General features: G+C 75.4%; 17 protein-coding genes and 1 tRNA gene. 15 read left to right on the top strand and 3 right to left on the bottom strand.

Going from position 1 to position 19,563, the window contains the following annotated elements; genetic code table 11:
- Positions 1-10: 10 nt before the first annotated feature.
- Positions 11-196, bottom strand: a complete 186-nt coding sequence (locus ACFE60_RS03160; RefSeq protein ID WP_375387385.1) for a hypothetical protein — start codon at positions 194-196, stop codon at positions 11-13.
- 211 nt (positions 197-407) lie between these two features.
- Between ACFE60_RS03160 and ACFE60_RS03155 the strand changes: the two genes are divergently transcribed.
- The 15 genes from ACFE60_RS03155 to ACFE60_RS03085 all read left to right on the top strand — a co-directional run bounded on the left by ACFE60_RS03155 (position 408) and on the right by ACFE60_RS03085 (position 18,232).
- Positions 408-2,324: a glycoside hydrolase family 127 protein gene (locus tag ACFE60_RS03155; RefSeq protein ID WP_375387384.1), complete on the top strand. Its 1,917-nt coding sequence runs from the start codon at positions 408-410 to the stop codon at positions 2,322-2,324.
- Between the two features lie 426 nt (positions 2,325-2,750).
- Positions 2,751-3,548 (top strand): glycosyltransferase family 2 protein, encoded by a 798-nt coding sequence (locus ACFE60_RS03150; RefSeq protein WP_375387383.1) that lies wholly within the window; start codon positions 2,751-2,753, stop codon positions 3,546-3,548.
- A 61-nt stretch (positions 3,549-3,609) separates the two neighbouring features.
- Complete coding sequence (locus ACFE60_RS03145) at positions 3,610-4,833, top strand: glycosyltransferase (RefSeq protein ID WP_375387382.1); 1,224 nt, start codon at positions 3,610-3,612, stop codon at positions 4,831-4,833.
- Between the two features lie 49 nt (positions 4,834-4,882).
- Positions 4,883-8,239 (top strand): hypothetical protein, encoded by a 3,357-nt coding sequence (locus ACFE60_RS03140; protein WP_375387381.1) that lies wholly within the window; start codon positions 4,883-4,885, stop codon positions 8,237-8,239.
- Complete coding sequence (locus ACFE60_RS03135) at positions 8,236-8,985, top strand: hypothetical protein (RefSeq protein ID WP_375387380.1); 750 nt, start codon at positions 8,236-8,238, stop codon at positions 8,983-8,985. Before ACFE60_RS03140 ends, ACFE60_RS03135 begins: the two co-directional genes overlap by 4 nt.
- The gene (locus ACFE60_RS03130) at positions 8,982-11,222 is read left to right on the top strand and encodes a glycosyltransferase family 4 protein (RefSeq protein ID WP_375387379.1); all 2,241 of its coding nucleotides are present in this window, start codon (positions 8,982-8,984) and stop codon (positions 11,220-11,222) included. The genes ACFE60_RS03135 and ACFE60_RS03130 overlap by 4 nt, the downstream gene beginning before the upstream one ends.
- Complete coding sequence (locus tag ACFE60_RS03125) at positions 11,219-12,328, top strand: glycosyltransferase family 4 protein (RefSeq protein ID WP_375387378.1); 1,110 nt, start codon at positions 11,219-11,221, stop codon at positions 12,326-12,328. Before ACFE60_RS03130 ends, ACFE60_RS03125 begins: the two co-directional genes overlap by 4 nt.
- Complete coding sequence (locus ACFE60_RS03120) at positions 12,325-13,539, top strand: cellulase family glycosylhydrolase (protein WP_375387377.1); 1,215 nt, start codon at positions 12,325-12,327, stop codon at positions 13,537-13,539. Before ACFE60_RS03125 ends, ACFE60_RS03120 begins: the two co-directional genes overlap by 4 nt.
- Complete coding sequence (locus tag ACFE60_RS03115; RefSeq protein ID WP_375387376.1) at positions 13,536-14,552, top strand: hypothetical protein; 1,017 nt, start codon at positions 13,536-13,538, stop codon at positions 14,550-14,552. Before ACFE60_RS03120 ends, ACFE60_RS03115 begins: the two co-directional genes overlap by 4 nt.
- A gap of 73 nt (positions 14,553-14,625) precedes the next feature.
- A complete protein-coding gene (locus ACFE60_RS03110; protein ID WP_375387375.1) occupies positions 14,626-14,895 on the top strand; it encodes a hypothetical protein in 270 nt (89 codons plus the stop codon).
- Positions 14,896-15,053: 158 nt separating this feature from the next.
- Positions 15,054-15,731, top strand: a complete 678-nt coding sequence (locus ACFE60_RS03105) for a LuxR C-terminal-related transcriptional regulator (protein WP_375387374.1) — start codon at positions 15,054-15,056, stop codon at positions 15,729-15,731.
- Positions 15,728-16,885: a sensor histidine kinase gene (locus tag ACFE60_RS03100; protein WP_375387373.1), complete on the top strand. Its 1,158-nt coding sequence runs from the start codon at positions 15,728-15,730 to the stop codon at positions 16,883-16,885. The genes ACFE60_RS03105 and ACFE60_RS03100 overlap by 4 nt, the downstream gene beginning before the upstream one ends.
- A complete protein-coding gene (locus ACFE60_RS03095; RefSeq protein ID WP_375387372.1) occupies positions 16,882-17,859 on the top strand; it encodes a hypothetical protein in 978 nt (325 codons plus the stop codon). Before ACFE60_RS03100 ends, ACFE60_RS03095 begins: the two co-directional genes overlap by 4 nt.
- A 108-nt stretch (positions 17,860-17,967) precedes the next feature.
- Positions 17,968-18,102 (top strand): hypothetical protein, encoded by a 135-nt coding sequence (locus ACFE60_RS03090; protein WP_375387371.1) that lies wholly within the window; start codon positions 17,968-17,970, stop codon positions 18,100-18,102.
- A gap of 59 nt (positions 18,103-18,161) precedes the next feature.
- A tRNA-Gly gene (locus ACFE60_RS03085) sits at positions 18,162-18,232 on the top strand.
- A gap of 48 nt (positions 18,233-18,280) precedes the next feature.
- Here the strand turns inward: ACFE60_RS03085 and ACFE60_RS03080 are convergent.
- Together ACFE60_RS03080 and ACFE60_RS03075 are read right to left on the bottom strand one after the other, a co-directional pair.
- A complete protein-coding gene (locus tag ACFE60_RS03080; RefSeq protein WP_375387370.1) occupies positions 18,281-18,670 on the bottom strand; it encodes a DUF6855 family protein in 390 nt (129 codons plus the stop codon).
- A 314-nt stretch (positions 18,671-18,984) separates the two neighbouring features.
- A complete protein-coding gene (locus tag ACFE60_RS03075; RefSeq protein WP_375387369.1) occupies positions 18,985-19,275 on the bottom strand; it encodes an excalibur calcium-binding domain-containing protein in 291 nt (96 codons plus the stop codon).
- Positions 19,276-19,563: the final 288 nt, after the last annotated feature.

Below are 19,563 nucleotides of genomic sequence, written 5' to 3'. Positions count from 1 at the left end.
CGGAGGCGCCTCAGCCGGCGGTGCCGTACCGGGTCGCGTGCCAGGCGAGGAAGCCGTCGGCCTGGCCGCGGGTCAGCGCCTCCGGGGCCTCCTGCCCGGTCTGCTCACCGAAGTACTCGTGCAGGTGCGAGCGCAGCACGTGCTCGTGCACGCCCAGCTCGCGGGCGAGGTCGATGCGGGAGACGTCGTCGGTCATGTGCGCGACGGTACCGGGACCGCCTCCGAGCCCCCTCGCGTCTCGCGGATCCGCAGTTCCTGGCCGACACGCCGCGGCGCGCGCACTCGGAGCGGCGCGTCGCCGAAGAACTGCGGATCCGCGAACGGCAGAGCCGGCCCGTTGAGGGGCCGCCGATCCGGGCGGGGCACGATGGCCGCGCGGATCGCCCGCAGGACCGGAGGACCGAGCGATGCCCCGAAGGACCCAGACCATCGCGCCGGCGCTGCCCGCCTCCGGCGCCCTGCGCCCGCTGGGCCTCGACGAGGTGCGGATCACCGGCGGGTTCTGGGCCGACCGCGTCGACACGAACCGGGACGCGACGCTGCCGCACATCCTGCACTGGCTCGAGCGGGAGGGATGGCTGCCGAACTTCGACCTCGCCGCGGCCGGGACGCTGCCCGAGGGCCGCCGCGGACGGGAGTTCGCGGACTCGGAAATCTACAAGTTCCTCGAGGCCGCAGCGTGGTCGCTCGGCACGTCCCCCTCCGCCGCGCTCGAGGCGACGTTCGGGTCCGTCGTCGCGCGCGTCGCCGCGGCGCAGGAGGCCGACGGGTACCTGAACACGTACTTCGGGCGGCCCGGGCAGCCGCCGCGCTGGTCCGAGCTGGGGTTCGGGCACGAGCTGTACTGCCTCGGGCACCTGTTCCAGGCCGCGGTCGCGCGGGCGCGCACGCGTCCAGACGAGACGGACGGCCTGCTGTCGGTCGCGACGCGGGCCGCGGACCTCGTCTGCGCGGTGTTCGGCGACGGCGGGAACGACGGCGTCTGCGGGCACGCCGAGGTCGAGACGGCCCTGGCGGAGCTCGCCCGCGTCACCGGCGACGACCGCTACGCGCGGCAGGCCGAGCTGTTCGTCGAGCGGCGGGGCCACGGACGGCTGACCCCGAACGAGTTCGGTGCCGCCTACTTCCAGGACGACCTGCCGGTGCGGGCGACGACGACGCTGCACGGGCACGCCGTGCGCGCGAACTACCTCGCGGCCGGGGCGGTCGACGTGGCCGTCGAGACCGGGGACGCCGCACTGCTGGACTCGCTCGTGACGCAGTGGCGCACCGCCGTCGCCCGCCGCACGTACATCACGGGCGGGCAGGGCGCCCACCACCAGGACGAGGCGTTCGGCCTGGACTGGGAGCTGCCGCCGGACCGCGCCTACTCCGAGACCTGCGCCGGCATCGGCTCCATCCAGTTCAGCTGGCGGCTGCTGCTCGCCACCGGTGAGCCGCAGTACGCGGACCTGATCGAGCGCACCCTGTTCAACGTCGTCGCGACCTCCCCCTCCGCCGAGGGGACCGCCTTCTACTACTCGAACACGCTGCACCAGCGGGAGGAGGGGCGGCCCGCCGACCCGGACGTGCCGTCCGCCCGAGCCTCCGCCAGCCTGCGCGCGCCGTGGTTCGAGGTGTCCTGCTGCCCGCCGAACGTGGCGCGGACCCTGGCGAGCCTGCCCGCGTACTTGGCGACCGTGTCGGAGTCGGGCCTGCAGCTGCACCAGTACGCCGCCTCCACCATCCGGACCGCGCTGCCGTCCGGCGAGGCGATCGACCTGGCGGTGGAGGCGGACTACCCGGCGAGCGGCGTGATCCGTGTCGTCGTCGGCCGGGACGCCGCGCAGGAGTGGACCCTGTCGCTGCGGATCCCCTCCTGGGGCGCGGGCGCCACGGTGTCGGTGCGATCCGGCGGGTCGGTCGAGTCCTCCTCCCCTGGCCCGGGCGTCGCGGCGGTGACGCGGCGGTTCCTCGCGGGCGACGTCGTCGAGCTGACGCTGCCGGTCGCGCCCCGCGTCACCCACCCGGACCCCCGGATCGACGCGGTGCGGGGCTGCGTCGCGATCGAGCGGGGCCCGGAGGTGCTCTGCCTCGAGTCGGTCGACCTGCCGGCCGGCCTGGCCGGGCGGTCCGTGGACGACGTGCGGCTCGCCTCCGCAGCGGTCACGCCGGATCTGACGGTCGCGCTGCGGGTGCACGACGACGACGACGACGACGGCTGGCCGTACGGGCCGGAGCGGCCGCGCGCCTCCACGGCGGGCACGGCACGCCTGGTGCCGTACCACTCGTGGGCGAACCGCGGCCCGTCGACGATGCGGATCTGGCTGCCGGTCGCCGAGTAGCGGCGGGCCTCCACCCGCATCCCCGTACCGTCGCCGCCCGACGCTGACCCCGCGATCACCCGTCGCGCGGGAGCCGCGCCGCTCCGCGGTACGTAGACCTACCGCGCCGAGGCACGGGTGCCGTGTGACGCTATATCACGCCGGCGCGCCGGGCGGAAGGGGTGGACATCGGCGGATCGATCCGGCCGATTACGCCTCCTGACCAGGTGGAACGCGCAGTCGGACACCGATCTCGCCGGTCCACGGCGTGTCGCGGGGCCGATTCACGAAAAGCCCCTCGACTGCTCGATTCACGAGGATATGTTGTCGACCGTCAACGACGAACCCCGACGGATCCGTCGTCGACTCCCCCAAGGTCGGCGCTCGACGGACGGGGTCGCGTCCCTCCCCCCGCCGCATACCCATGCGGGACCTCGAAGGACAGCTGTGCCCTCCTCCGCCCCCACCGTCAGCATCGTCGTACCCGCCAGGAACGAGGCCCGCAACCTCGAGGTGGTGCTGCCGCTGCTCCCCGCGGTGCACCAGGTCGTGCTCGTCGACGGCCACTCGGTCGACGACACCATCGAGACCGCGAAGCGGGTGATGCCCGGCATCCACGTCGTGCAGCAGACCCGCCGGGGGAAGGGCAACGCCCTCGCCTGCGGCTTCGCCGCCGCCACCGGCGACATCATCGTGATGTTCGACGCGGACGGCTCCGCCGACCCGGACGAGATCCCCGCGTTCGTGCGAGCCCTGACGGAGGGCGCCGACGTCGCCAAGGGGTCGCGGTTCACCCGCGGCGGCGGCAGCGAGGACATCACGCGGTTCCGCTCGCTCGGGAACCTGTTCCTGAACACCGTCACGAACCTGCTGCTCGGCAGCCGGTACACCGACCTCTGCTACGGCTACAACGCGTTCTGGCGCCGGCTGGTCCCCGGGCTGCACCTGCCGGACCACACCTTCGAGGCCGCCGACACGATGATCTGGGGCGACGGCTTCGAGATCGAGACCGTGCTGAACTGCCGGTTCTTCCTGGGCGGCCACCGCATCGTGGAGGTGGGCAGCGTCGAGAAGAGCCGCATCTTCGGCGAGAGCAACCTCAACGCGATCCGCGACGGCTTCCGCGTGCTGCGCACCATCCTGTCCGAGCGCCGGCACGCCCGCCGCACCGCGCGCCTCGCGGTCGTCGAGGGCGCCGTGCGCGGCACCCAGCGCCGCAGCGAGACCGCGCGGAAGGCCGCGTGAACGCCGGGCTCCCCGCGGGCGGGTCCGCATCCGTCCCCCCGACGGGCGGGGGCGGACGCGCATGAACGCGATCGTCTCCCCCCTCCACTCGCGCGACACGCGGCGCCCCCGCGTCATGGTCGTCGGCGCGGGCTGGCGCTTCACCTCCGGCATCAGCTACTACACCTGCCGGCTCACGAACGCGTTCTCGGAGGTCACCGACACCAGCGCCGTACTCATGCGGCAGCTCGTGCCCACGCGCCTCTACCCCGGTCGCGCCCGCGTCGGCCGCGCCGTCAACACGCTGCAGTACGTGCCGGAGGTGCACGTCCACGACGGCATCGACTGGTTCTGGGGCCGCAGCATGCGCGACGCGGTGCGCTTCATCACCTCCGAGCGGCCCGACGTGCTCGTGCTGCAGTGGTGGACCGGCGCGGTGCTGCACTCCTACCTGCGGCTCGCCCGCCTCGTGCGCCGGTACGGCGGTCGCGTCGTCATCGAGTGGCACGAGGTGCAGGACACCGGCGAGGCCCGCATCCCGGGCGTCACCCGGTACGTCGTCGCCGCGATGCAGCAGCTGCTGCGGCGCGTCGACGGCCACGTCGTGCACTCCCGGTACGACCTCGAGCTGCTGCGCGGCACCTATCCGCTGCCCGAGGACCGCGTCGTCCTCGCCCCGCACGGTCCGTACAACCACTACGACGCGGCCGATGTCGACGGCGAGCGCGACGGCGACTTCGTGTTCCTCTACTTCGGCGTGATCCGGCCGTACAAGGGCGTCGAGGACCTGGTCGCGGCGTTCGAGCTGCTGCCGCAGGCGGTCCGCTCGACCTCGCGGCTGGTGCTGGTCGGGGAGACCTGGGAGGGGTGGACGGCGCCGCTCGACGCGGTCGCCGCGAGCCCGGTGCGGGACCGCATCACCGTCGTCGACCGCTACGTGGACGACGCGGAGGTGGCCGCGCACTTCGCCGCCGCCGACGCGGTCGTGCTGCCGTACCGGCGGTCCTCCTCCTCCGGTCCCCTCCATATCGCGATGAGCGCGGGCCTGCCCGTCGTCGTCGCGAGCGTCGGCGGGCTCGTGGAGGCGGCCGGCGACTACGCGGGCGTGACCTTCGTGCCGACGCAGGACCCGGCGTCCCTGGCCGCGGCCATGGCGGACCTGCCCGCGCGACGCGGCGAGCGCTTCGACGACCCGCACAGCTGGGACCGCACGGTCGACGCGTACGGCGAGCTGCTGACCCGACTCGGCCTGCCCGGGCTGATGAGCGACTCCGCCGCCGGCGCGCCCGAGCGCCGCGGAGCCTGACCACCACCACCGGCCGCCCGACCCGGGCGGCGAGAGAGCAGCACCCACGATGAGCCACGAGGTCCTCACCGGCGTCCGAGCCGGTGACCCGTCGACCGAGGTCCCCGCGCAGCGCGCCGGGACGCTCCGTCGACCCCTCGCGCGGATCGCGGCGTCCGGGTTCGGCCGCATCGCGGGCATCAGCGCGTCGCTCGTCGGCACGCAGGCGTTCACCAGCGTCCTCGGGCTGCTGTTCTGGGCGCTGGCCGCCCGCGTGTTCCTCACCACCGACGTGGGCGTCGCCGGCGCCGCGGTCGCGATGATGATGCTGCTCGGCTCCCTCGGGTCGCTCGGCCTCGGCACCGTGCTCATCGCGCGGCTGCCCGCGACCGCCGGCCCGGACCGCCGCGTCCTCGTGCGGACGTGCCTCGCGGCCGCCGGCACCGCCGGGGCGCTGCTGGGGCTCGTCGTGCCCGCGGTCGCGGTGCACGGCTTCGGCGCGGCCGGCCTCGCGCCGATCGCGGGCTCGTTCTGGCCCCTCGTCGGTCTGGCCGCGGCGACCGGCCTCACCGCCGTGGTGATGGTGCTGGACCAGGCGGTGCTGACGATCGGCCTCGGCACCCTGCAGCTGGAGCGCAACGTCACCGCGAGCGCCGTGAAGGTCGTCGCGCTGCTCGCCCTCGGCCTCGCCGGGGTGCAGGGCGGCATGACGATCCTGCTCGCCTGGACGATCGGCAACCTGCTCTCGCTGCCGCTCGTGTCCTGGCGGACGCGCGGCGGGCGGGCGGCCGGAGCCCACCGGCGGCTCGTGGAGCCGGCCCTGCTGCGGGGCGTCGGCCGGCTCGCCGTGTCCCATCACGCGCTGAACGTCAGCATCCAGGCCGCGCTGCAGCTGCTGCCCGTGCTCGTCGTCGTGCTCGTCTCCGCGCAGGCGAACGCCGCGTTCAACGCGGCGATCATGCTCTCCGGGTTCGTCTTCGCGCTGCCGTACGCGGTGAGCGTCGGCCTGTTCGCCGCGGCGCGGGGCGACGAGACGGAGATCGTGCGCCGCATGCGGCTGACGGTCCCGTTCGGGCTGGCCGTCAGCGTGACCGCGAGCCTCGTGCTGCTGCCGCTGGCCGGTCCGCTGCTGCACGTCTTCGGCCCGCAGTACGCCGCCGACGGCACCGTGCTGCTGCGCCTGGTCGCGCTGGCGGGGATCCCGTTCGTGATCAAGGACCACTTCATCGCGCTGCGCCGGGTGCAGGGCCGCACGACCCAGGCGCTCGCGGTCACCCTGGTGTTCCTCGCGGCCGAGCTCGCCGCCGCCGCCATCGGCGCGACGGCCGCCGGCGTCGTGGGGCTCTGCGTCGGCTGGCTCGGCGTGCTCGCCGTGGAGGCGCTGGTGCTGGCCGTGCCGCTGGTGCGCGCGTACCAGCGGGACGCCGCGCTCGTCCGCGGCACGGAGCGCATCGCCGACCCGCTGCCTCCGGTGCCGGTCGCGGTGCCGGCCGCAGTCGAGGTCCCGGCCGCAGTCGCGGCCCACGCCGCAGTCCCGGTCCCCGCCGTGGTCTCGGCCCCCGTGGCCGCCGCCTCGGTCCCCGAGCCGACTCCCCCCGCCCCGGCGCGCGCGGGGTGGGCCGCGCGGAACCTGCTCGGCCCGCTGGTGCTGCTGATGGCCTGCGGCGTCCTGGTGATGGCCGTCGCCGCGAACCTCGGGCGGCTCGGCAGCACCGGCCTCGGCGCCCAGCTGCTGTGGTACCTCGGGCTGGTGCTGCTGTTCCTCCCGGCGGCGCTGCGGATCGTCGCGCGGGCAACCCCGCACGTCGAGCGGCTGGTCGCGGTCGTCGCGCTCGCCGTGCTGCTGCAGGTCAGTCGCCTCTTGCTGAACCCGACCGCGTTCGCGTTCCACGACGAGTTCATCCACGCGGACACGCTGCGGCAGATCGAGGACTCCGGGCACCTGTTCGCGGTCAACCCGCTGCTGCCGGTCTCCGCGTACTACCCGGGGCTCGAGATCGTGACCGACGCGGTGCGGACCGTCACCGGGCTGCCCGGGTACGCCGCCGCGGTGCTGACCCTGCTCGCCGCGCGGCTGATCATCGTGCTCGCGATCATCGGGCTGATCGGCGCGATCGGCGGCTCCCGCCGCGCCGGAGCCGTCGGTGCGCTCGTGTACCTCGCGAACCCGCAGCTGCTGTTCTTCAACTCGCAGTACTCGTACCAGACCCTCGCGCTGCCGCTCGCGGTGCTCTGCGTGCACCTCGTAGCGACCCGCCGGCGCGGGCGCTGGTCGCTGGTGCTGCCGATGGCCGCCTCCGCCGCGGTCGTGCTGACCCACCACCTGACCGCGGTGCTGCTGATCGCGGCGTACGTGCTCTGGCTCGTCGCCGTGCTGGTGCGCGGCGGGCGCCGGGAGGCGGGCGGCGAGCGCCGGGGACGCGCCGCGCGCGACCACCTCCACCTGGCGGTCCTCGCGGTCTGGACCACCCTGGTGCTCGGCGCCACCGTGCTGAACCCCGGCAACCCGCTCGCGGCCTACCTGGAGGCGATCTTCGGCAGCTCGGGCGCGCAGCTGCTCGGCCTGTCCCAGGGCCAGAAGCCGAAGGCGCTGTTCGCGGACAGCGCCGGCAGCGGCCCGCTGCCGTGGGAGCAGGTGCTGCTCATCGCGTCGGTGCTGCTCACCACGGTGTCGCTGCTGGTCGTGCTCGGGTCCATCCGCACCGCCTGGCGCGGCGCCCGGCCCCTGGCGCTCGTGCTGGGCGTCGTCGGCCTGCTGTACCCCGTGGTGCCCGGCGGGCACCTCACCAGCGCGACCGCGGAGGTGGGCGACCGCGCCTCCGGGTTCGTCTTCGTCGGGCTCGCGGCGGTGCTCGGCACCTGGTGGTGGGCGAAGGAGCGCCGCCGGCGCACGACCGTCGCCTTCGGGCTCGCCGCGACGGCGACCTTCCTGGGCGGCGTGGTCCTCGGCTCCGGCCCGGCGTCGAGCCAGCTGCCCGGGCCGTACCAGGTGTCCGCGGACGCCCGCAGCGTCGACGCGGACAACGTCGCCGCCGCGACGTGGGAGGCGACCGGGCTGCCCGACGGCAGCGTCGTGTTCGCCGATCGCACCGCCAGCCTGCTCGCGGCGGCGGACGGCGAGCAGGACGCGGTGCTGCACGTGGCGACCGGGCTGAACCTGTCGCCCCTGCTGCTGGCGCCGACCTTCACCACCGAGGACGTGGCGCTCATCGAGCGGTCCCGTCTCGACTACCTGATCGTCGACCAGCGGCTGTCGACGAGCCTGCCGCACCAGCAGGTCTACATCGAGAGCGGCGAGTACGGCGAGGTCGGGCGCACCGCGCCGGTCTCCGCGGCCGCGCTGGCGAAGTTCGCGGCGGTGCCCGGCGTGACCCGGGTCTACGACAACGGGAGCATCGTGATCTACGACGTCCGGGGGCTGCGATGAGCGCGGCGCACGCGACCACCCCGCTGGGACGCCCGGTGCTGGTCGACGCCGGCTGGCGTGCCGCGCTGGTCGTGGTCGCGGCCGTCGCCGTCGCGCTCGAGGCGCCGGCGTGGGCTCGGCTGCCCCTCAGCGCGGCCGCCGCGCTCGCGGTCGCCACGTTCCTCCTCCGCCGCAGCGATCGCGGCGTGCTGGACGGCGTGCTCGTGCAGGTCGGCGGCGCCGTGGTCGCGCTCGTGCTGCTCGGCGTGGTGCTGAACCTGCTGCCGTTCGGGCTCGGCCCGGTCGGCTGGGCGCTCGCCGTCGGCGCGCTCGAGCTGGCGGCGCTGGCCGGCCTCGCGGCGCGCCGGGCTCCCGCCTCCCACGCCGTCCGGCGGCGCCGGATCCCGGTCGCCGGGATCGCGTGGGGTGCCGCTGCCGCCGCCGTGCTGGCCGCCACCGTCGCGTACTCGGCCGTCTCCTTCGGCACGACGCACGTGGCGCCGCTGGCCATCGCCGCCGAGCCCGCGGGCGATGCGGTGACCGTCACGGTGACCGCGGGCGACGCGGTCGGCCCGTTCGACCTGCGGCTGGTGACGGCTGACGGTCGCACGACGCTCGCGACCTCCATCGAGGTCGGCCCCGGCGACACCTACACGACCCGCGTCCCGATGCCCTCGACGCGTGCGGTCCTGCAGCTGGTGCCGACCGGATCGGGCGCCCCGGTGCGGCAGCTGATCCTCGACGACGCCGCGGCGGGCACCCGATGAGCCGGCCGATCCGCGTGCTGCAGGTCGTGCAGCGCTTCGCGCCCGAGCTCGGCGGGCTCGAGACGCACGTCGCCGAGGTGACGAAGCGGCTCGCCGACCTGCCGGACGTCGAGGTGACGGTGCTGACCACGGACCGCACCGGCCGGCTGCCGCGGGAGGACCGCGTGAACGGCGTCCGCGTGATCCGGCGGCGATCGTGGCGGCGGAACGGCGAGGAGTACCTCTCCCCCGGCATCGTGCGGGTCGTCCGCCGCGGCGGCTGGGACCTCGTGCACGTGCAGGGCAGCCAGACGACGGTGCCGACCCTCGCGATGCTCGCCGCCCGCAGCGCCCGCATCCCGTACGTGCTCACCTTCCACAGCGGCGGGCACTCCTCCGCCTCCCACGCGCCGATCACGCGGATCCAGGACCGGATCAACCGGCCGCTGCTCGCCCGGGCCGCGCGCCTGATCGCGGTCAGCCGGTTCGAGCGGTCGAAGTTCGTCGGCGTGACCGGGCTGCCGGCCGACCGCTTCGACGTCGTGCAGAACGGCGGGGCCCTGCCTCCGGTGCCGACCGGGACCGCGCCGGTGCCCGGCAGCATCGTCACCAGCGGCCGGCTCGAGCAGTACAAGGGCCACCACCGGGTGATCGCCGCGCTGCCGCTGATCCGCGCGCAGGTGCCCGGGGCGACGCTGACGGTGCTGGGCAGCGGTCCCTACGAGGAACCGCTGCGCCGGCTCGCGGAGCAGCTGGGCGTCGCCGACGCGGTCGTCTTCCGGCACCTGCTGCCCGCCGAGCGGTCCGAGATGGCCGGCATCCTCTCCCGCTCCGCCGTGATGGCTGCGCTGTCCAGCTACGAGGCGCACCCCGTCGCGGTGATGGAGGCGGTCGCGCTCGGCCTGCCCGTGGTCGGCTGCGACGTCGCCGGGATCGGCGACCTCGTCGAGGACGGGCTGGTCACCGGCGTGCCGCTCGACGCCGATGACGCGCAGGTGGCCGAGGCGCTGGTCGCGCGGCTGCGCGCGAGCGACGGCACGCCGCATCGCGCGCCGGAGATCACCCTGCCGACCTGGGAGCAGGCGACGTATGCCCTCGCGGGCATCTACCGGGACGTCGTCGCGGGACGGGCGGCGCGCGCCTCCGTCGTGCAGGTCATCACGACCCTGACGACGGGCGGCGCCGAGCGCCAGGTCGAGTCGATCGTCGCGCACAGCCGCCACCGCCAGCACGTCGTCGCGCTCTACGGCGGCGGCGCGGTCGCGCAGTCGCTCGAGGCGGCCGGGCACTCGGTGGAGGTGCTCGACCTCGCGGGCCCGCGGCGGCTGCTCGCGCTGCCCGTGCTGGTCAGGCGCCTGCGCGCGCTGCGGCCCGACGCCGTGCAGGTGCACCTGCTGAGCGGCCAGCTGTGGGGGCTGCCGGCCGCGCGCCTCGCGCGCGTGCCCCTGGTGCTGTCCACCGAGCACTCCCTGATGGCCGACTCGATCGAGAACCGGCCGCTCACCGAGCCGCTGCGACGCCTCTACCTGGCGCTCAACCGGCTCGCGGACCGCACGATCGCCGTGTCGTCGGCCACCGCCGAGCGCCTGGTCCGCTGGGGCGTGCGGCCCGCCGCGATCACCGTGATCGACAACGGGATCGACTTCGCGGGACTCGAGCCGTCGTCCGAGGCGAGGGCCGCCGTCCGTGCCGGGCTCGGCATCGGCGCGGAGGTGGAGGTCGTCGGCGCGATCGGCCGCCTCGAGCCCGTGAAGCGGATCCTGCAGGTGCTGACCGCCGTCGCCCCGACGCTGCAGCGCGGCCGCCGCGAGCTCGTGATCGTCGGCGACGGACCGCTGCGTCGCGCCCTGACGCAGCTGGCGGCGGCGCTCGGGGTCGCCGACGCCGTGCACCTCACCGGGCCGCGCTCCGACGTGCCCGCGCTGCTCTCCGCGATGGACGTGCTCGTCAGCGCCTCCCGCGACGAGACCTTCGGCATGGCCGCGCTCGAGGGCATCGGCGCCGGCCTGCCGGTCGTGCACGCCGAGTTCCCCGCGCTCGACGCGCTGCCCGGACCAGTGCCCGGCACGTTCCCGATCGGCACGGCCGACGACGCCGCGGAGCCCGCCGCGATCCTCGCCGCCGTCGAGCACGCCCTCGCCTCCACCTCCGGCGCGCGCCTGCCCGTGCCCGCCGCCGTGACGGAGGCGTACGACATCGCCCGCACCACCGAGCGGCTCGACCTGCTCGTGGAGACCGCCCGCCGGGGTGCCGCGTGATCGCCGCGCCGCCGACCACACGGCTCGCGCTCGCGTCCCGCGGGGACGCGCTGACGCCCTACCTGTCGGCCGCGCTCGAGCGCCGTTACGGGTCCGTCGAGCGCATCGACCCCGAGCTGACGGCGCTGCAGCGCTACGGCGTGGCGGCGCTGACGATGCGGCCGAGCCGCAGCGCGTGGGCGGAGCGCTTCTACAAGAGCGGCACCGGGACGCGGCTCCGCTCCGCGAACGCGGTCAGGCAGCTGCTGGAGCTGCCCGCATCCCCCGACGTCGTGCTGCAGGTGCACGCGCTGTTCACCCAGCCGGTCACCGCCTCCGCGCTCTACATCGACTGCACCCACCGCCAGTCGGCCGAGTCCTGGCCGGCCTGGAACCCGCTGCGCGGCCGCGGGCTCGACGACTGGTACCGCCGCGAGCAGGCGTCGTACGACGCCGCGCAGCACCTGTTCGCGTTCTGCGAGCCGACCCGACGCAGCCTGGTCGAGGACTACGCGATCGATCCCGCGAAGGTGACCGTCGTCGGCGCGGGCGCGAACCTGCCCGAGCTGCCGGCGTCTCGGCCGCAGCCGCCGGCCGGTCTCCCGACGATCCTGCTCATCGGCAACGACTTCGTCCGGAAGGGCGGCCAGGTGCTGCTGGAGGCCTTCCGCCTGGTGCGCCGGCGGCTGCCGGCGGCGCGCCTGGTGCTGGTCGGCACCCGCCCGCCGATCGCGGCGCAGGCCGGCGTCGAGGTGCTGGGCCGGGTGCGGGACCGGGCCCGCATCGCCGGGCTGTACCGCGAGGCGTCGGTGCTCTGCGTGCCGTCCTTCTTCGACCCGTTCCCGCTGGTCGTGCTGGAGGCGATGGCGTTCGGCGTCCCGGTCGTCACGACCGAGCAGGCCGGCACCCCCGAGATGATCACCGACGGGCGCACAGGGCTGCTCGTGCCGACCGGGGACGTCCCGCGGCTGGCGGAGGCGCTGCTCGACCTGCTCCTGGATCCCGAGCGGGCGGCCCGCCTGGCGGAGGCGGCCCGGCGCGACGTCGAGGAGCGCTTCACCTGGGACCGCGTCGTCGAGCGGATGGCTCCGGCGCTGGAGTCGATGGCGCCGGACCGCAGCCGATGAGCCGCGCCCGCCGCGCGGTCCTCGCCGCGGTCGTCGCCCTGTCGACGATCGCGGCCGCGAGCGGCTGCAGCGGCCCCGCACCCGCGCCCCCCGCTGCGGCGCCGAGCGCCTCCGCGACGACACCCGCCGCGGCACCGACGTCCTCCGCCGACGCCGCCGACTTCGTCACCGCGCACGGCCGGTCGTTCGAGGTCGCCGGAGAACCCTTCCGCTTCGTCGGCGTCAACATCTACGACGCGGCGGCGACCGACCGCTACAGCTGCCGCAGCGGCAGCCGGATGTCCGACGCGCAGCTGCTGGACACCCTGCGGTACCTGCACGACGAGGCCGGCGTCACGGTCCTGCGCTTCTGGGCGTACCAGACCTACACCCAGGGCGCGACGTGGTGGGGCGGGATCGACCGCGTGCTGGCGGCGGCGAAGGCGACCGGCCTGCGGGTGATCCCCGTGCTGGAGGACGGACCGGGCAACTGCACGACCGTCGCGGACGCGACCCCGAAGGCGGACTACCGGGGCGACACCTGGTACTCGTCGGGTTACACGAAGCCGTACGGCACGGCGACGCTCTCGTACCGCGACTACGTCGCCCGCGTCGCGGCGCACTACGCCGACGACCCCACGATCCTCGGCTGGATGATGATGAACGAGGCGGACACGAGCGCGCGGGACCCCCTCGGCCGGTCCGTGCTGATCGACTTCGCGACCGACGTCGCCGACGTCATCCGGTCGGTCGACCGCCACCACCTGATCACCGTAGGAACGCAGAGCAACGGCGCGCCCGGAGCGAGCGGCCCCGACTTCACCGCGCTGTACCGCCTGCCGTCGATCGGCTTCGCGGAGGTGCACGACTGGGGCTACTGGGGCTCCGACACCGAGGCGATGCCGGGCGGCACCGACGGCACGCCGCCGAGCGCGGCTTCGCTGGCGTGCTCCCTGGGCAGCGCCCCGATCGGCTGCTCGTTCGCGCGCGCCGCGTCGCTGGACAAGCCGCTCGTCGTCGGCGAGGCCGGGATCCGCGGCACGACCCCGGCGGAGCGGACGACCCGCGCCCGGCTGCTGGGCGCGAAGATGCGCGCCGCGTTCCGCGCGGGCGCGTCCGGCTACCTCGTCTGGAGCGTCACCACCGGCGAGACCGACGGCTACGACCTGCTGACCACCACGAACGACCCGCTGATCGCGCAGCTGCACGCGGTCGGCCAGGAGATCCGATGACCCGCACCCTCCGCGCCGCCGCCGCGATCGGCGTGGCCGCCGTCGCGCTGCTGTCGGGCTGCACCGCCCAGGGCACGCTGCCCGCCACCGGCACGACGGCCGCGCCCGCCGCCGCGACGCGGTTCGCCTGCCCCTCCGCGTCCGAGGTCGCCGCGCTCACCGCGGTGCCGCTGACGGCGAGCACGACCGCCGCCTCCGGCTGCAGCTACACGACGGCGTCCGACGCACCGGTCGCCACGTCCGTGACGGTCAAGCACCCGGGCTCGGGAGCGACGCTCGCTGCGCTGCGCCTGGCGGCGGTGAGCAGGGGCGACCGCACCGCGGACCTGCGGTCGCTGTCGTTCGACGCATTCACCGCCAGGACGGCGTCCTCCTGCACGGCGTGGTTCACGGCCCCCGACGGCGTCGCCACCTCGGTCGCCGCGCGCCGGTCCGGCGGATCCGGCGCCGCCGCGTGCTCGGTCGCCGCGGCGACCGCCTCCCTGGTGGGCCGCGGCGACCCGGCCGGAGCCGCACGGACCGTCGCCGTGCTCGCCCCGCAGCGGCTGCTGGGCGCGATGACCGCGCAGGCGGGCTGGCCCTGGCGCATCGCCGGCGGGTCGTCGCTGCGCATCGATCGCCAGGTCGGCACCGGCTACCTCCGGCCGGCCGCCGCGACGTCGTTCGCGAGCCTGGGCGCGGCCGTGCCGCGGGACAGCGCCGCGGTCGTCGTGGTGAGCGGGACGGCGGAGGCCGGCGCGCCCCGCCTGGAGATCCTGGAGGGGGTGACCACCGCGCTCTCCGCCATCGCGACCCGCGCCCCGCGCGCGCAGGTGGTCGTCGTCGGCCCGGTGGCGGACGCCTCGACCCCGCCCGCGGACCTCGCCGCGCTGCGCGCCGACCTGCGGACCGCCGCGGGCATCGCCGACGTCCGCTACGTCGACCCGGCTGCTGCCGCGGCGCCGGGACTCGACGCCCTCGCCGACGAGATCGCCGCGCGGCTGCGTGCTGCGGGCGTCGCCGCCGGGGGCTGACCCGGCCGACCCGGGAATCCGCCGCAGCTGCGTGGCAGCCGCGCGCCGTCGTCCAGTGTGCTTACATCCAGGCGTGCCGAACCCCGTCTGCGTCTGCGGCCACACCCACGACGCCCATGAGCACTACCGGCGCGGCACCGACTGCGGCACCTGCGGCCCGGAGGTCTGCCCGAGGTTCCGCCGAGCCCTCCTCCGCCGCGGCACGCCGCCAGCGCCGCCGACCTCGCCGGGCGGCGCACCGCGCGTCCAGCGCATCGCCGCCGCGCCGCTGCTGCTGACGGCACCGCTCGCGATCGTCACGGACCTGCGGGCGCACGCCGCGCGACGGCTGCCGGCCGTCTGACGACCCGCCGCCTCCCGGCCCCCTCGAACGACCCGCTGCGGAGCCGACGGAGCGCCCAGGGCCGACCGCCCGGAGCCGTACACCCCCGGCGCCCGCGCGCACAACCTCCTGCGCCCCTCCGTGCCGCACGTCGGTGGTCGTCGTTATGGTTCGGCGAGATGACCGCAGCACCGCCTCCTCCCACCGGCTCGGCGATCACCGGTGGCATCGCATTGGTCGACGACCACCCGCTCGTCGGCCTCGCCCTGCGCGCCGCGTTCGGCGCCAGCCCGCGCCTGCAGCTGATCGGCGTGCACCCCACGGTCGACGCGCTGCTGCAGTCGGGCGGCTCCCCCGCGCTCGTGCTGCTCGACCTGCGGCTCGCCGACGGCTCCTCCCCCGCCACGAACGTGGCGCGCCTCCGCGCGGCGGGCGCCGGCGTGCTCGCGTTCAGCAGCGGCGAGGACGCGCACCTGGTGCGGGAGGCGCTGCGGGCCGACGTGCTCGGCTTGCTCCGCAAGTCCGCGCCGGTCCCCGTGATCACCTACGCGGTCGAGCGCGCGGTGCTCGGGATGCCCGTGATCTCCAGCGAGTGGGCGCACGCCGTCGAGAGCGACCCGCAGATCGACGAGGCCGGCCTCAGCCCGCGGGAGGCGGAGGTGCTGCAGCTGTTCGCGGACGGCGCGAGGTCGCAGGTCGTGGCGGACCGGCTGCACATCACCCTCGGCACGCTCGAGGACTACCTCCGCAGGATCCGCGCGAAGTACACGCGCATCGGGCGGCCCGCGCCGACGAAGATCGACCTCTACAAGCGGGCCGTCGAGGACGGGCTGCTGCCGGCGCCTGGACGCGAGTGACCGGGACGGCGGCGCACGACCGCGTGCTGCGGGTCACCGCGACGCTCTTCGGCGTCGGCGCGGTCGTCTTCGGCCTGCTGGACCTGCCGGCGATCGGGTCGCAGCTGCACGTGACGCCGCCCGGCTGGACCGTCCCGGCGCTGCTCGCCACGCTGGCGCTGCCGCTCGCGCTCGGCGTCGCGGCCCCGTTCGCGCCGGTCGGCGTGCTGCGGGGGCTCGCGATCGCGGTCGGCGCGGCGAACCTGCTGGCCCTGGCGACCGTCGCACCCGTCTCGATCCCGGCGCTCACCGCCGCGCAGTCGCCGTGGGTGCTGCAGCTGACCGCGGTCGGCACCACCGCCCTGGCGCTGGCGGCCCCCGTGCGGTGGATCGCCGCCGACGTCGTGCTGACGACGGTGCTCGTCGCCGTCGACCGGCTGGGCACGGCGCGGGCCGACCTCGCGCTCATCGCGGCGCAGGACGCCCTGTACTCCCTGCTGTTCTGCTCGGTGTTCGCGGCGCTCGCGGTCGGGGCGCTGCGCGCCGGCCGGTCCGTCGACCTCGCGGCGGCGGAGGCGTTCCACGCCGTGACCGCCGCGCACGACGAGCGCGTCCGGACCGACGAGCGGCTGCGCGTGCACGGGCTCGTGCACGACCACGTGCTGACGACGCTGCTCGTCGCGGGGCGCTCCCCCGAACCGAGCGAGGTCGTCGCCGCGGACGCCGCCGACGCGCTGGCCCGGCTCGAGCGCCTGCTGCAGCCCGACGCGCAGCAGCGCGCGGCGACGCCCGGCGAGCTGCTCGACCGGCTGCGTGCGCTGACGACGGCCACCGCTCCCGACGCGGCGCTCGTCGTCGAGGGCGCGAGCGGTCCGGAGGCGATCCCCGCGGCGGTCGTCGAGGTGCTGGTCGGCGCGGCCGGGGAGGGGTTGCGGAACAGCCGCAGGCACGCGGGCGCGGCGGCGACGATCGAGGTGCGTGTGCTGCTCGTCCGCGAGCACGTCGAGATCCTCGTGATCGACGACGGCGCCGGGTTCGCCCGCGAGGCGGTGCCCGCGGACCGGCTCGGCATCGCGGCGAGCATCGAGGCACGCCTCCGGTCCGTCGACGGCACAGCGGAGGTGCGGTCCCAGCCGGGCCGCGGCACGGCGGTGCGCATCCGGTGGCCGGTGTGACGACCCTCACCCCGCCCCTGCGCACCCCCTTCGCCCGGCTGCTGCTCGCCGCGTTCGTCGTGGTGCACGTCGTGCTCGCCGCCGGCCCGGGTCCGACGCCGCCGTGGCGCACGGCGCTCGCCCTGCTCGCGATGACCGCGGCGGCCGCGCTGCTCGTGCTCGACCGCAGCGGACCCCTCCGGGCCGCCCGAACGACCGCGATCGTGCTGCTCGCCGCAGCGAGCACGGCGCTCGTCGTGCTCGGCCTGCCCGCGCGGGGCTGGCCCGGCTACGCCTCCTGGCCGCTCGGCGCGGCCACCTTCGTCGCGGTGGGGCTCGCGATGCGGTCGCGCATCGGCGCCGCCTGGACCCTGATGGCGGCCGAGCTCGCGATCGGGGTGCTGTGGTCGCTCGACGACGGGATGGGCGTGCTGCCGGGCGTGGACCTCGTGATCCGGCACGCCGGCACGCTGCTGATCGGCACCCTCTTCGCGGTCGGCCTGCGGCGGGCGGAGGCGTCGGCCGCCGCGTTCCACGCGCTGCGGTCGCGGCGATCGCTCGAGCGGGACACCGCCGAGGCGGAGCTGCAGGCACGGCACGCGGCCGTGCACCGGGTGCTCGGCCTCTCCGCCGACGCGCTCAGCCGCATCGCGACCGGCGACCGGCTGACCGACGACGAGCGGCTCGCGGCGATCGCGCTCGAAGGGCGGCTCCGCGACGACATCGCGCTCGGGCCGCTGCTCACCGGCTCGCTCGACGCGGCGATTGACGCCGCCCGCCGCCGCGGCGTCGACGTGGTCCTGCTCAGCGACCCGGGCCTCGCCGACGTGCCGACCGCGACCCGGTCGCGCGCCGCGGACTGGCTCGCCGCACGGCTCGACCTGGCCCGCGGCGGCGTCTTCGTCGGCCGGGCGCTCGCCCGCGACGGCGACGTGCGGGTCAGCGCGAGCGGCGGCGACCAGGCGGAGCACCGGGTGCTGTCCGACGAGGACTGAGGCGCGGGCCGCCGGCCGTGCGGACTACGCAGACGCTCGACGGCGCCCCGGCGACGCTCGGACGTACGTAATCGCCTCCGCCCGGTCCGGCCACCTAGCGTCCCGTCCGTGCCCGACCCCGACCCGCCGTCGCCGACGTGCGGCTGGTGCCACGTCCCGCTGCAGGCCATGGGCGACGCGACGATGCCCTACTGGGTGTGCCCGCAGTGCGACGAGGTCTCGATCGACGTCCGGCACGCGTGAGCCGTCCCGCGTGCTGGGGGGTGGTCGATCGCCGCCGACACCGTAGGGTTGAGGGCGCTGCGGGCGTTGTTCAACGGCAGAACCCCGGACTTCCAGTCCGGTGGCGCAGGTTCGACTCCTGCCACCCGCTCTCCGTCCCCCGGTCGCCCTGCGCGGCCGGGGGTCCCTGCTTCCGGCGTCAGACGGCGCGCATCCGGTTGTTGCGGGCGTCGTGCGTCAGCTCCGCGAGTCCCAGGGCCTCCATGAGCGGCGGCAGGTACATGCCGACCCGGCCGCGGTAGCCCTTCCGCAGCCCGTACCAGCCGCCGACCGGGTTCGACTCGGAGCGGCCCCAGGCCTCCACGGTGCCGTCCGCGGCCGGCTTCTGCTCGTCGGCGGCGCCGAGCGCCACCCAGTCGCCCTGCTCGCGCAGCCACGCGGCCAGGTCGTCGATCACGCGAGCCTGGTACCGCAGCGTCGTCGACCCGACCACGCAGACCAGCTCGTCCCCGGCACGATGCATCGCGTACGCGGAGGTGCCTGGCGGCGTCCTGAGCTGCCACGGATCGTCCACGGTGCCTGCGGTCATCTCGGCCTCCTCGCCTCGAAGACCAGCAGTCTCCTGCGGCAGGGGGCGCGGCGCCAGTGGTGCGGGTCGGTCCGTCAGCGCTGCGTGCCCGGGCGGAGCGGCAGCGGACGGACCACGCTGACGATCGCCGTCACCTGCTCGATCGCCCAGTTGCGGACGACGACGATGGGCTTCGACACGACGGTTCTCCTTCATCGGGGATCAGTGCGTCGATCCTCCCGACACCCCCCGTTCGGGGGTGGGAGCGACACGCCGCAGCTCGCGCCGATCCACCGCCGGCCCTCGTGGGCCGCCGCTCGATGTCGCGCTCCGGGTCAGGTCTCGCAGGCGACGCCGTCACCGTCCCGGTCGAGGCTCCTGTTCCGCTTGTAGAGCGCGGTGGAGTGCTTCACCTCGCCGTTCAGCGGCACGCGCACCTTCTTGCCGCTCCTCGTGAGCAGGTTGGTCGTGACCCCGGGCTTCGCGATGCCACCCGAGTAGTCCTTGTGGACGGCGGCGCAGTTCTTGTAGTGCTGCACCTCGGCCTGGGCGGGTTCGGCGGTGACCACGAGCACGCCGAGGCAGAGGGTGCCCGCGGCGAGCAGGGGAACGAGACGGGACGGCATCGTCCTCCGATCGTCGATGTACCGGGACCGGAGCAACGAGCGCACCGCCTCTCGTCAGCGGATGCAGCGAATTCCTCAGGAACCAAGAGAGATTGTGCGTACTACTACGCACGAATGGTGAATTCTTCATGGAATCCGCGCGATATCGCGCAATTGAGCCCTGAAGCGGGGGCATCGTGACCTTGAGTTCGGCTGTGAGCCCGCGGTACGTTCCGACGAACACACGGCCGCGAGAGCCCCCCTTGGTGATCTACCCGGATCACGCCCGGCCGTGAAGAGGCCCCCGTG

It is taken from the genome of uncultured Amnibacterium sp. (genome assembly GCF_964245895.1).
Lineage (GTDB): Bacteria > Actinomycetota > Actinomycetes > Actinomycetales > Microbacteriaceae > Amnibacterium.
The sequence above is the reverse complement of the archived record's forward strand: the minus strand, read 5'-3'. Positions and strand labels throughout refer to the sequence as shown.